Source organism: Neobacillus nitrireducens (assembly GCF_030915405.1).
Lineage (GTDB): Bacteria > Bacillota > Bacilli > Bacillales > Cytobacillaceae > Neobacillus.
The window spans coordinates 3828254-3842029 of sequence record NZ_CP133262.1; the positions used below are offsets into that span (position 1 = coordinate 3828254).

A 13776-nucleotide genomic window follows, 5' to 3' on the forward strand; every position below is an offset into this window, starting at 1 on the left:
GATAAAATGTAAATAAATAGAAATGTTTAATAATTGAATAGTAATGGGGGAGAGCGGTGAAATATTTCTGGTCAGTAATTTTCATGGTACTTAGTTTATCAATAATGACCTCTATCGCAAGTGCGGAAGAGGTTACTATCCAGCCAAAGGTTTCAAAGTTTGATACGAAGGTGATTTTTGATGAGAAAAAGGAGTTTAATGATCAGGAGTTAATTGTAAAATTTACTTCGGGCACATCTTCAAATCAACGAAAGACTATTTTAAATCTAGTAAATGCCAAAGAAGTAGACCAATTAGAAATGGGAGACTTTTCATTCGTTAAAGTTCCCAATGGTTCGGATCTAGAAAGCCTTTCAAAAATTTTATTGAAAAATAAACAGGTGCTTTTTGTCGAACCAAATTATGAAGTAAAAAGTACTTACGTACCAAAGGAACCAAGTTATAAAAAACAGTGGTATTTAAACAAAATCCAATTGCCAAAAGCTTGGGACAAAACTAGAGGCTCGTCTAATATTACGGTTGCCGTGATAGATGGCGGGGTTCAGAAGGATCATCCTGACCTTAAAGGGAAAATTGTCAGCCCTTATAATGCGGTAACTGGGAATTCTTATTATACCCCCAATGAACATGCTACACATGTCGCAGGTATAATCGCAGCCAGCTTTAATAAAAAGGGCATTGCTGGAATTGCTCCGAATGTAAAAATTATGCCAATCAATGTATTCGATTGGCAGGGAGCAAGCGCCTATAATGTGGCGGTTGCTCTAAACTATGCCGTCGACCATCATGCTGATGTTGTTAATATGAGCTTGGGAAGTGAAGGCTATAGTTATCTATTGGATTCTTATATCCAGTATGCTAGGGCGAATGGAATTGTCCTTGTGGCTGCTGCTGGGAATTCGGATTCCTATATCCCTATGTATCCAGCTGCATTAAATGGTGTTATTGGTGTCAGTGCAACTGATAATAATGATCGTATTACTAGCTTTTCAAATTATGGTAACTATATAGATTTGGCGGCTCCAGGTTTGTCTATTTACTCAACAATAAGCGGAAGCTCCTATGATTACATGTCTGGGACCTCAATGGCAGCACCGGTAGTAGCGGGAGTAGCTGCACTGGTTCTCTCAAAAAACCCATTTTTAAGTCCCAGTCAAGTAGAGAGTATTCTAACCAGATCAACTACTGACCTTGGGAACAGGGGCTGGGATTCATTTTATGGATATGGAAGAATTGACGCATACAAAGCTGTTTCGAAAACACCTGCGCCTATTTCAAAACTAACAGCACCAACAACCTATAATATGACAGGGACAAATAAGGCTGCCTTTTCGATTACCGCTGCAAGCAGTACCAAGGTTTCCTTATATCTACAGACCACTCGTGGAAAAACAGTACGAACAATCTTTAGTAATAATGCTTCTTCCGGAAGGGGAATTTATGCCTCTTGGGATGGAAAAACTAGCAGTGGAGCTTATGTAACGTCAGGCACATACAAGCTATTAGCGAAGGTGTGGAATAGTAAGGGCACAATCTATAAAAGCTCCAATATTAAAATAGTAAACAATGTGAGACCTGCAATAGTAGTGTCAAGCAATTATTTCTTTTCGCCTAAAGTAAGCGGAAAACTAACTATTCCTTATCAGCTAACACTAAAGGGAAAAGTTACCGCGGTTATAACTGATAATAGAGGTAAAACAATCCTGAAAATTCTCTCCAATAAATTCTTATCAAGCGGTAAGAAGTCAATCGTTTGGAATGGGAAAGATTCAAGAGGGCATATGATAAAAGATGGCACATACTATCTCATTATGTCCCCAGCAGACAGCCGTAATAGAAAAGGGAAAACGAAAAAGGTGCAGATAAAAGTGGATACTGCGCGTCCATCCGCTAAAGTTACATTGTCATCCACCTTATTTAAAATGAACACTAAAAACACAGCCACAGCTAAATTAAGTCTGAATGAAACCTCAAATGTCCTTGTAAATGTAGTGAACGAAAGTGGAGTTAGTATAAAAAGATTAATTTCTAAACAATCCCAACCAGGTACTATCTCGATTAGCTGGAATGGGAAAAATGATAAAAACCAGTTGGCCGCGGAAGGAAAGTACCGATATAGTATTCAGTTAAAAGATGTGGCTGGGAATATTACAAAGATGAATAGTAGTCTATTCTCCCTCCAAGACTGGCGTATTCCTGCTATTCAATCGAGTAAAGATTTTAATTTTATTACAAAAGGAACGAAGACGTTTACCTATACCTTAACGAAGCCTGGAAACGTTTCTATTGATATCTATAAAGGGACTACCCTGGTTAAGACCATTGAGAAGGATGTTTATAAGGAAGCTGGAAAACAATCCTTTATGTGGGATGGAACAGATACTGCTCTGAATCAAGTAGTCGATGGGGATTATCAATTTAGAATCAATGTAGTGGATAAGTATCGTTTGTCGCAAACCTTCACAGGGAATTTACATGTTCGTCTCACTAATATTCAAATTAGTTATCCTGATATCGTGAAGTTTACAAATGATAGCGGGAGTGAGGTATATTATAAACTTTCACAGGCAGCAAATGTGACAATCGAGATATTCAATGCATGGGATGGGAAAGTTAGAACCATTAAGAAAAATGAACCAGTTAGTACAGGTATACAATATTTTAGCTGGGATGGCCAGGATGATAATGGATATGATGAGTATGATGACAATTATTTCTATGTGATCACAGCTCAAAATGTTTACGGTCAGAAAACATCAGTCACTGGGCAAATGACCAGGAGAGGAAACCCTTCATGGCTGGAATTACATTCTGTTGAATTTCCAATAACATCTGACCAGACTCATAATGGCCAAATGCAGCTGACTATTCGAACGACTCAAGATGTTAAAGCTATTTTGTATGTCTATAACTATAGTACAGAATTGGATAAAAATGAGTATTCCATTAAACCAGGTGAAAATAATATCGTTTATACTAAACCTAATTCAGATTACTTATTTTATTTAGTGGAATATCAAGACCTATTAGGTAATGAGTATTGGTATTATATTGACGAATATGGGTCTGCTATTTACGAATATGACTTCTAAATTCAAAATAAAGAGAACTTTGCCACATCAAGGCAGAGTTCTCTTTTATCTTGTTTATTTAGTTTCCAATTGTGTTTTCAACTCAGATTGGATCCGTTGCTTCTCGTCACCTGGAACGATATAGTAATAGATTCCATTTATTTTTGTACCAGAGCCTTTAACAGTCATTTGCTCGACGTTACCTGCCGCACTTCTGTAGTTCTTTTGAATGTCCATCATTTGATCAAAGGTAAGGTTTGTTCTAACGTTATTGCCAAGTGCTGCAAAAATAGTTTGATATTTAGTAAGTGAAGAGAGACTTGCGCCTTCACTCAAGACACCTTGAATGATTTCACGTTGCCGTAATTGACGTCCAAAATCGCCGCGGGGGTCTTCATGTCTCATTCGGGTAAAGGCTAATGCCTTTTTACCATCCAAAGTCACCTGACCTTTTGGAAAATGATAACCACCTTGTGAAAAGTCTAAATCATTATCAACGGTTATCCCGCCAACCGCATCAACAATATCTTTAAAGCCTTCCATGTTCACTTTAACAAAATAATCAATTGGAATATCCAAAAAGTTTTCAACCGTGTTCATGGCCATTTCTTCATTACCAAAAGCATAGGCATGGTTGATTTTATCCTCTGTTCCTTTACCGATAATTTCCGTGCGAGTATCTCGTGGAATACTAAGCATCTTGACAGAATTTAATTTAGGGTTAATAGATAGTACTATCATAGTATCCGAACGACCTTTATCACCTTTACGCTGGTCCACGCCCAAAAGGAGAACGGAGAAAGGTTGCTTGTTTTGTAGTGATACTTCCTCTACCCGTTTATCGGATTTAGCACGGTCAATGGGATGATGCATCGTTTCGACAGCGTTTGTTAATGATCTATAGACTGAATAGGCATATACCCCAACCCCTATAAAGAGGACTAATAAGATAATTCCAGTAACGCGGAGCCATTTTTTCTTTTTCTTTGTATTTTTGTCAGCTCTCATCAATTCTTACCTCCGAAACATATTTTAAACTATATTTTAGAATAGCAGAATTTATCGAAATTTAATACATTTATTTCAAAAAATTACATAATTTTTAACTGGTTTTTCTGGAAAAAATTTTTCGTGAATGTTACAATGAAATATTTGTAAATCGATATTTTTTGAAAAATAAAATTAGTAGAATAGTAGGCCGGCTGGAACATAACTATATTAAAACAAAAAGCTGGGAAAGTTGTCGAAGTAGTAGCAATTGACAAAGCCGCCAATACAAGTAAACCGAAAAAGGTAACCGTAAAGAAATAAGCAATACAAAAAATCCCTGAGATGTTTTCAGGGATTTTTTGTATTGCTAGATTATGAGGACTAAAGTTTTTCTTATATTAATATTTTACTATTTTTGTTAAAATTTAAGAGAGATATAGTGAAAAGGATGGGGAAAGTGTTGAAGACGGGACGTTTTTTAAAGGGAATCTTTATTATGATGATTTTATTTGCACTGGTCATTCCAGCAAAACTAGCCAGTGCGGCAGAATTAACAGCACAGCAAAATTTTTCAAAGAAAGTATCCGCAGAACTAAATAAGTACATAAAAAAAACGGGCGGTAAGGTCACACTTGAATACAGGGATTTAGTGACGGGTGATACCTTTCAAATCAATGGGAAAACACCTAACCGAGCAGCAAGCACGATTAAATTGCCTCTTGCCCTTTATATCATGGAGCAGGCTGATAAAGGAAAGATTAACTTAAATCAAAAGCTTAAATACAAAAGCTATCATTATTATAGCGGCAGCGGCGTTATTCAAAAGGATCGGGTTGGGACGACCTACACCATCAGGGACCTCGTCAAAAAGGCGATGATTTACAGTGATAATATCGCGTTCATTATGTTAAAAGAACGAGTGGGCCAGCGTAATTTCATTAAATATATGAAAAGTGTCGGCGGTCAGTATGCCTATCCTAATGGGCAAAATTTAACCTCTGCTAATGATTTAACGATCTATGCAAAAAGACTCTATCAATTTTCCGAGAAAAGTGCTCTCGGCAAAGAGCTTGTCGGTTATTTGAAAAGAACAGTCTATAATACGACGATACCGCGTGGGATCAAGGGAACAGCTGTCGCCCACAAGGTCGGGATGATTCCAATGGACAGGATTTATAATGATGCTGCGATTGTGTATGACAAAAACCCATATGTATTAGCGATTATGACAAAAGGAATTTCCTATGATAAATCACAAAAGGTGATTGCGGGATTAGCAGCGATTGTTAATAAGCATCATCAGACAAAAGCAACAGCAAACTATTTTAAGAGTAATGAGGATGTAACCATCTATCAAGATAAGTCGAAAAATGCAGCGGTAGGGACATTAAAAAAATATCAAACACTTAGAATTCTTTCGAATCAGGGGACATGGTATCAAATCAAATTTGGTAAGGGTTCAGGTTATATCCAAAAGAAATCAGTGACCGCCCTGTTGAAACATGCCGTAACTGGCTGGTCAACCAATCAACCGCAAATAGGAATTATTAAGATGAAGGCAATCGCACCTGTCTTTGACGAAACCACTGCAGGTTCGGTAATCGGCTATATTAATAAAAATCAAGATTACTATTTTTTCAAAAAAGAAGATGACTTCTATGGCGTAGATATAGGCGGAAGAGTGGGGTATGTCGCAAGTAACTATATAACGGAACTTAGCGTAAGCAAGTAAATTGGCCGATTTAGCTAGGGGACATGGGACCCTGGCTTCTTTACATAATTTTTAGTAGGAGGCAACTAGATTTGATGAAAAAGAATTGGATTCTATCATTTTTCCTATTACTAGTGATTTTAATAAATACTAGTAAAGTAGAAGCTGCAGTGGAGGGCGATAAAACCCTGCCGGTCACACCAACGGTAAACAACCTTACCAATAAATCGTTTACGATAAGTGGGAAGGCTGAGCCGAATACGATTGTGTATGTAAAAAGAGATTCGAATTATTACCTAAAGACGACTGTAGACTCAAACGGGAATTATACTATTCCGATGCCACAGCAAAAATATGCAACTATAATGGAAATTTACTCCGTTGATAGGGCCGAAAATAAAAGTCTATCAAGAAAAGTTGTCGTTAAATCACAGCCAAGGCTAAAAAGGAAGATACTGAATGTATCGGTCATCCGGCAATTGCCTGAGCTGCCCCGCGGATGTGAAGTGACAAGCTTAGCGATGCTGTTGAATTATTCAGGAACTAAAGCAAATAAAATGACACTCGCGAAACAGGTGAAAAAAGATCCTGCAAAATTGACCCGGAAAAATGGCAAAATTTATTTTGGCCATCCCAATTATGGATTTGTCGGCAATATGTACACCTTTAATAAACCAGGATGGGGTGTTTTTAACAAACCTATTGAAGCCTTAGCGGAAAAGTACAAACCAAATAGAATTAAAAATCTAACTGGCAAACCGTTTGAAACCATCCTTAGTTACGTAAGTGCCGGACACCCTGTTTGGATCATTAACACCAGCTGGTTCAGCCGTGTCCCGAACGAATATTGGCAGACCTGGTATACATCACACGGTACCATTCGGATTACCTATAAAGAGCATTCCGTTGTTATTACTGGTTATGATTCCAATTATGTCTATTTCAATGATCCATTAGATGGGACAAAGAATAAAAAACGGCCGATCAAATCATTTGTTGCGGGCTGGAAACAATTCGGAAGCCAAGCAATTAGTTATTATTAAGGAGTTGTTCATATTCTTGGTCTCAGTAGGAATAACATTCCTTTAGCAAGAAATGGGGAAAAGCGTCAACTGCATATCTTAGAATAGAAGCTTAAATGGTCTTAAATTTAGAGGGGGAAGGTTTATGTTAAATAAAACATCTACTGTATTTCTTACCATGATACTTCTAATTAGTACCTGCTTTTTTTCAACGGAATCCACCTATGCGTCGGAAATAAGCACCAATAAGATTGTTTATTTGACCTTTGATGATGGACCCAATCGATATACCCCTAAAATCCTAGATATTTTGAAAAAGAAAAAGGCGCATGCGACCTTCTTTTTGATCGAAGGGAATATTAAACGAAATCCGAAAACTGTCCAACGAATGATTAAAGAGGGGAACTATCCAGCGTTGCATAGTGTTTCACATGATGTCCACAAGTTATATCGCGGTAGTTCAAATAATGTGGCAATTGAAATGGAGAAAACACGTCAAACTTTATTAAGAGTTTCAAAGTTTAATAGCAGGTTGACACGGGCTCCTTATGGCAGTAAGCCTTATATGAAAAAACCACTCCGCGATGCTCTAGCGAAAAGGGGTTTCAAAATGTGGGATTGGGATGTTGATACGCTGGATTGGAAATATAATCGGACGAGACCGACCCAAATTACCTCAAGGGTTAAATCAGGACTTAAGGGCAAAAGGGACCCAATCGTGATCCTTTTCCATGATTCACGGGGAACAGCTGAGCAACTGCCAATTATCATCGATTATCTTCGGAAAAAAGGTTATAAGTTAGAGGTTTATGACCCCAATCGACATGTAGTGAAAAACTTTTGGAATGACAAGCGATTATAGTTAGTTGAAATCGATATGAAAGGGCTGCCCAAACGGTCAGCCCCTTTTTATAGAGTTAGGGTATTAATTTATTGAGAAACGGAAGCTTTTTAATGATATAAACCATAAGCGTGCTTATGGAAAGGATAATAAAAATATTGATTGGCACGGTAATCATCGGGTGGATGCGATTACTATCAAGATACAGCGAGTAATCCTTAAGAAAATAAATAACTAACGCATGAACAAGATAGATGCCAAAACTATAGATACTGAGTAAATTAAGTACTGGCGGCAGTGCCTTCTTTATGTTCAGCGACTTCATGCCTAAAAAGATCGCCATGGAAACAAACACGACATTAGGGGCAAAATTGGAATACCAATAGGTAACCAGTTGACCGTTGTTATTTTGGGTATACCAATAGGTTAAGAAAAAAGTCACTACTACCCCGATAAGTCCGGTTATGTTGACAGTACGCTTAAATTTTTTCGTAAAATCATAATGATCAAGGTAATAGCCCAACACAAAAAAACCAATATTTCCAGCGACGTGATTCAGTTCTAATTTATAAGTAAAACCGAAATAATACCTAACGAATGCACTGATCACTGTTCCGATACCCCATAATAGTAAGAAGTATTCAATTTCAACCCGTTTCGCATTTTTGATGAGGATGACAAGAAGCGGGGTAATTAAGTAAAGCCCTAAGATCGCATACATAAACCATAAATGGTAGTTAATTTGATCGGTTAATAAATAACGGAAAAATTGCGGCACCGAAAAATCAAAGGTTCCTTTCGATACTTTGTATAAATAATAAAAAATACTCCAGCATATTAAAGGGACCAAAATTTTACTTGTTCTTTTTAGCAAAAATCCCCTTAATGATATTTCGCCCCGTTTGCCTAGCATGAGGGCACCACTAATCATGAAAAAAATGGGCACGGCGTAGCGTGCAATGGTTTCATACAAATTTCCAGCTAAAAAAAAGCTAGGGTTATGCTTATGAAGATTAATTAAAACAACGCCAGCACTAACATGAATCATAACGACCGCAATAATCGCATACACGCGCAGCCAGTCTAAATAATACTTTCTCATCTGATTAATCCTTCTCCTTATGGTGTAAGCCTGTCTATCTATTATGTCCTCAATTATTTTACTTGATTTTCTTTTATTTTCAAAAACAAATTATCTTAGAAACAGATAAAATTGTATAAATGAACAAATTCTATACATAACAATGATTAATTGTTAAAATCTAAGAGGAATATTGTCGAAATTTCAGGGAGTGTGACAGAAATAGCATGAATACTAAACAAAAAGCGACGGTATCAATCATCATTCCGTATTACAACTCCATGGAATTCATCGGAGATTGTTTGAATTCGGTATTAACACAATCCTACACAAATTTGGAGCTATTAATTATAAATGATGATTCGGATCCAGAAAATACAGGATATATTGAATCGTTGCTACATGACAAAAGAATTGTCTATATAAAAAATGAGTCCAAAAAGGGCGTTGCCTATTCACGAAACAAAGGTTTGAGTTCTGCTACAGGAGAGTTTGTATTTTTTATGGATAGCGATGACCTTCTTGCGGAAAATGGAATTGAAATCCTTCTAGCTCATATTGATGAGGCATCTGCGATTGCTGGGAGAACTAAACGATTAGTAAGGCCGACGGATTTAGAGATTCCACAGCCGTCAGAAGTCATCGTAAGTGATCAAACTATTCTTGAAATCTTCCAAAGCGGTAGTATTTTAAATGTGTTGATCCGAAGCAGTTTCATCAAAGAACATTCGCTTCGCTTCTATGAGGGAACTGAAGGCGCCACAGATATATCAGGGGTAATCCCGTTTCTTTTATTCGTTAAAAGTTTACCAAGTTTAAATATCTGGACATATTTTCAAAGGGTACGGAATGATCCTATTTCCAATCAAAGTCTGGGCCAACGTTCCATCCAAGAGAGAACCCGTGATTTTATTAAAGTCTATTCTAAAATGAATCAACAATATGGAACCTCTGAACCGGTGAAGGAATATCTGGATAGGCTGCTCTTAAGTTTTTACCGACGAGAGGTTATTAATATTTTTAAAGATCAAAAACATCTGAATGAGTTTTTTGACCTACTGTCGACCGCAATGAAAACTCTCAACCCTGCTAGCATTACTTCCCAGCCAAATCATATTAAAAGGGAAATTGCTCAGCTACGGTCAGGCGATAAAAACAAATTCATTAAGGGATTTCGATTCCATATAGAAGCTAGGGACTTCAAAAATGCGATTAAAGGGTTCACCAGACTGAAAAGGTACATTTACGATAAGTTTTTCTTGAGATTCCCGATGAAAGAGAATTACATAGTTTTTGAAAGCTTCCTAGGAAAAAACTATTCGGATAGTCCCCGGAATATTTACGAATATATCATTGAAAACAATCTGGATTATCAGTGCATATGGGTGTTTAATGATAAGAATCGCCAAATTCCTGGAAATGCCAAAATTGTAAAACGATTCAGCCTTGCTTATTACTACTACTTTGCGGTCTCGAAATATTGGATCAATAATATGCGCCAGCCGCTTCATCTTGTCAAAAGAGAAGGTAATGTCTTTTTGGAAACCTGGCATGGCACCCCATTGAAGAAGCTAGTATTTGATATGAAGGATGTCTATTCGGCCAACCCGAGATATAAGCAAGATTTCTATATGCAGTCACGGGCATGGGATTATTTATTATCTCCCAATCGCTATTCATCAGAAATTTTTAGAAGTGCCTTTAAATTTGATAATGAAATGCTGGAGTTCGGCTACCCAAGAAATGACATACTTTATTCACCACGAAAAGAAGAAATTGTGGCAAAGGTAAAGAAAAGCATTGGGATCCCTAACAATAAAAAAGTGGTATTATACGCCCCAACTTGGCGGGACGATGACTTCTATGAGCCAGGCAAATATAAATTTCAACTGCAGTTGGATTTACATAAAATGAAGGAAACTCTTGGGACTGACTATGTGGTCGCACTAAGGATGCACTATTTTATTGCGGATGATATTAATGTGGAAGGCTTAGATGGCTTTGCGTTCAATCTTTCAAAGTATGATGAGATTGCTGAATTATATCTGATTTCGGATATTCTTATCACCGATTATTCTTCTGTATTTTTTGATTACGCCAACCTAAAACGGCCGATTTTATTCTTTACATATGACCTCGATAAGTATCGGGACCAATTAAGGGGCTTCTATCTCGATTTTGAAAATGAAGGACCAGGACCGCTGCTTAAGACAAGCGATGCCATCATTGATGCGATTGCAAACATTGATGAGGTAAATAAGCAGTATGCAGAAAGATACGATGCGTTCTATGAAAAATTCTGCAGCTGGCATGAAGGGAAATCCACAGAGAAGGTCGTCAAAAAAGTCCTGCTGGGTGAGGATCCATCCTTTCAAAAACAATCATAGAATGACGGAGGATAAAAAACGTGCTATTTAGTTCAACCGTATTTTTATTTTTATTTTTGCCTCTCACACTAACTTTATATTTTTTAGCCCCTAGAAAGTTAAGAAATACCATCTTACTTTTGGCTAGTTTGTTCTTTTATGCATGGGGGGAACCCAAGTTTGTTTTATTTTTGTTTCTCTCAATTATACTCAATTATGTTTTTGCCCTCTTAGTTGATCAAAATAGGGAAAAACATGTCTTGGTTAAGTGGGTAATGGGGGTAACTATTTTTGCGAACCTTTCTATTTTGATTGTTTTCAAATACGCCAATTTTATTGTCGACAACATTAATGAACTGTTTGGAACAACGATTGAATTAGGAAATATCCCTTTCCCGTTAGGAATTTCCTTTTTTACCTTTCAGGGACTAAGCTATGTGATTGATGTGTACAGAAAAGATGCGAAAGCTCAAAAAAATCTAATCAACATGGCCATGTATAAGGCGTTGTTTCCACAGCTGATTGCTGGACCAATTGTTCGATATGTAACAGTGGCCCATCAAATCGATGAACGGAAAGAATCGTTATCGAAATTTGCCTATGGGACCAAACGATTTATCATTGGCTTAGCGAAGAAAATGATTTTAGCCAATAATTGCGGATGGGTCGCTGACCAAGTATTTTCAATGCCTGCAGGTGAGATGTCCGTGGGAATGGCGTGGATTGGGATCATTGCTTATTCATTACAAATCTACTTTGACTTTTCGGGATATTCCGATATGGCCATCGGCTTAGGAAGAATGTTTGGTTTTGACTTCCTTGAGAACTTCAATTATCCGTATATTTCTCGTTCTGCAACCGAATTTTGGAGAAGATGGCATATCTCTTTAAGTACCTGGTTTAAAGATTATTTATATATTCCTTTAGGTGGAAACCGTGGTGGAACGTATAAAACTTACCGTAATTTATTCATTGTCTGGCTTGCTACAGGGATTTGGCATGGCGCCGCCTGGACGTTCATTGCCTGGGGTGTTTATTACGGAGTGTTAATTATGTTAGAAAAAGCCTTCTTACTTAAATGGATTAAAAGTATTCCAACGGTACTCCAACATCTTTATGCCCTGATTGTGGTGATGATTGGCTGGGTTTTCTTCCGTGCCGAAACATTTACGTATGGGTTTAATTATTTGAAAGTGATGTTTTTTGCAAATGGCAATCCTGTTTGGGACCAGCAGGCTAGTTTTTACCTTTCCCAATATGGAATCGTCCTATTGATTGCTATCATCGCTGCCACGCCTGTATTCCAAGTTCTCAAAGACAAAGTTATTAAACCGGGGCCAACGGGAATCGCCAGTGGCCGAAATTTGTTGGTCACAGCAAGTTATGCTGTTATTTTCTTTTTAACGCTTGTTAGCGTGGTTTCGAGTACTTTCAATCCATTTATTTATTTTAGGTTTTAATGAATATGGAGGGAATTATGAAAAAAGCTAATGTACAAGGCCTTGCCGTAATGATTATTTTTCTGTTAACTATCTTCGGCTTCTTTATCTTTACTTTTGTGACTCCGTCGAAGTCTATGTCGTTACTAGAAAATCGAAATCTGGCGCAAAGGCCTGATTTAAATAAAGATAATTTACTTACAGGAGAGTATGCTAAGCGATTTGAACAATATTACAATGATCAATTTCCGATGCGTGATTCATTTATTGAAACGAATGCTTTAATTAACAAAGATTTCTTCAGACAAAATGTAATTGAGGATGTCTACGTGGCGGATGATGGTTATTTATTATCACGGGTAGCTGAAGGAACATTGACTGATGCCAAAAAAATAGCAAATAGTATCAATCAATTTGCTGATAATTTAGCCAAAAAGAATATTAATGTTTATACTGCACTAATGCCAAATAAACCAACAATGATGGAAAATAAATTTCCCTCTTATTTTCAGAGCTATGGACAAAATAATATGGATCTCTTATATAAGGTACTAAATAAGAATACCCATCCAATTGACTCCCGAGGTAGTCTAAAAAAACATATGAATGAAAAATATATGTTTTTCTATACAGACCATCATTGGCAAGCTAAAGCAGCATTTTTTGCTTATCAGAATGTAATGTCAGAAATTATAAAACAGGAAAAGATCAATGATCGGATTTATCAATATAAAGATTATTCCTGGGAATTAATGGGCAAACCATTTTATGGTTCAGATGCAAGGAAAACAACAAGTGCAAATGCAAAGAAAGCAGATAGAGTCCTTGTAGCTGAGCTTAAAGAAAATCACAAGCCATTTGTCATGAAGTGGGGAACACGTTCGAAAAAAGACTTGTATAGTAGGGAGTTATTAACAAAAGATGATTTGTATACAAATCGTTACGTGGCTTATTTAGGAGGAGATTATTCGCAATTGATAATTACTAATCCTAATCAAAAAAGTAAGAAAAAAGTTTTAATAATCAAAGATTCCTATGCTAATGCATTTATTCAATTCCTTGTTCCTCACTATAAAGAGACACATGTGCTGGATTTACGCCATTATAATAAAATGCCAGTCGAGCAATACGTCGAAGAAAATAAAATTGATCAAGTTATTCTAATTAATAATGTTAACTCGATATTTCTAACTCCTGCATTAACAAACTTTAAACATCCCGGGCAGGGTGAAAATCAATGATAGTAGATAGTAAA

At 36.9% G+C, this 13776-nt stretch carries 9 protein-coding genes; 7 read left to right on the forward strand and 2 right to left on the reverse strand.

Annotated elements, in window-relative coordinates:
* Window positions 1-56 precede the first annotated feature (56 nt).
* A complete protein-coding gene (locus RCG22_RS18565; RefSeq protein ID WP_308104145.1) occupies window positions 57-3092 on the forward strand; it encodes a S8 family serine peptidase in 3036 nt (1011 codons plus the stop codon).
* Window positions 3093-3146: 54 nt separating this feature from the next.
* On the opposite strand, the gene tagU is transcribed toward RCG22_RS18565, so the two are convergent.
* Complete coding sequence (tagU, locus tag RCG22_RS18570) at window positions 3147-4079, reverse strand: polyisoprenyl-teichoic acid--peptidoglycan teichoic acid transferase TagU (RefSeq protein ID WP_308104146.1); 933 nt, start codon at window positions 4077-4079, stop codon at window positions 3147-3149.
* Between the two features lie 439 nt (window positions 4080-4518).
* On the opposite strand from tagU, the gene RCG22_RS18575 reads away from it, so the two are divergent.
* The 3 genes from RCG22_RS18575 to RCG22_RS18585 all read left to right on the forward strand — a co-directional run bounded on the left by RCG22_RS18575 (window position 4519) and on the right by RCG22_RS18585 (window position 7656).
* Complete coding sequence (locus RCG22_RS18575; protein WP_308104148.1) at window positions 4519-5793, forward strand: serine hydrolase; 1275 nt, start codon at window positions 4519-4521, stop codon at window positions 5791-5793.
* A 74-nt stretch (window positions 5794-5867) separates the two neighbouring features.
* Window positions 5868-6815 (forward strand): C39 family peptidase, encoded by a 948-nt coding sequence (locus RCG22_RS18580; RefSeq protein WP_308107202.1) that lies wholly within the window; start codon window positions 5868-5870, stop codon window positions 6813-6815.
* A gap of 124 nt (window positions 6816-6939) precedes the next feature.
* Window positions 6940-7656: a polysaccharide deacetylase family protein gene (locus RCG22_RS18585; protein WP_308104149.1), complete on the forward strand. Its 717-nt coding sequence runs from the start codon at window positions 6940-6942 to the stop codon at window positions 7654-7656.
* 55 nt (window positions 7657-7711) lie between these two features.
* On the opposite strand, the gene RCG22_RS18590 is transcribed toward RCG22_RS18585, so the two are convergent.
* Window positions 7712-8737 carry an acyltransferase gene (locus RCG22_RS18590; protein WP_308104150.1) on the reverse strand — a complete coding sequence of 342 codons (1026 nt, stop codon included), beginning with the start codon at window positions 8735-8737 and terminating at the stop codon, window positions 7712-7714.
* A 206-nt stretch (window positions 8738-8943) separates the two neighbouring features.
* Here RCG22_RS18590 and RCG22_RS18595 point away from each other — a divergent pair, with 206 nt between their 5' ends.
* The 3 genes from RCG22_RS18595 to RCG22_RS18605 are packed head-to-tail and all read left to right on the forward strand — an operon-like array spanning window position 8944 to window position 13762.
* Window positions 8944-11103: a bifunctional glycosyltransferase/CDP-glycerol:glycerophosphate glycerophosphotransferase gene (locus tag RCG22_RS18595; RefSeq protein WP_308104151.1), complete on the forward strand. Its 2160-nt coding sequence runs from the start codon at window positions 8944-8946 to the stop codon at window positions 11101-11103.
* Between the two features lie 20 nt (window positions 11104-11123).
* Complete coding sequence (locus RCG22_RS18600) at window positions 11124-12542, forward strand: MBOAT family O-acyltransferase (protein WP_308104152.1); 1419 nt, start codon at window positions 11124-11126, stop codon at window positions 12540-12542.
* A 17-nt stretch (window positions 12543-12559) separates the two neighbouring features.
* Window positions 12560-13762, forward strand: coding sequence for a DHHW family protein (locus RCG22_RS18605; protein ID WP_308104153.1), 1203 nt, complete (start codon window positions 12560-12562; stop codon window positions 13760-13762).
* Window positions 13763-13776 lie beyond the last annotated feature (14 nt).

Excerpts from the sequence above, each read along its gene's own strand:
- RCG22_RS18585 (WP_308104149.1), top strand. The coding sequence starts at position 6,940 with ATGTTAAATAAAACATCTACTGTATTTCTTACCATGATACTTCTAATT.
- RCG22_RS18605 (WP_308104153.1), top strand. The coding sequence starts at position 12,560 with ATGAAAAAAGCTAATGTACAAGGCCTTGCCGTAATGATTATTTTTCTG.
- tagU (WP_308104146.1), bottom strand. The coding sequence starts at position 4,079 with ATGAGAGCTGACAAAAATACAAAGAAAAAGAAAAAATGGCTCCGCGTT.
- RCG22_RS18580 (WP_308107202.1), top strand. The coding sequence starts at position 5,868 with ATGAAAAAGAATTGGATTCTATCATTTTTCCTATTACTAGTGATTTTA.
- RCG22_RS18595 (WP_308104151.1), top strand. The coding sequence starts at position 8,944 with ATGAATACTAAACAAAAAGCGACGGTATCAATCATCATTCCGTATTAC.
- RCG22_RS18590 (WP_308104150.1), bottom strand. The coding sequence starts at position 8,737 with ATGAGAAAGTATTATTTAGACTGGCTGCGCGTGTATGCGATTATTGCG.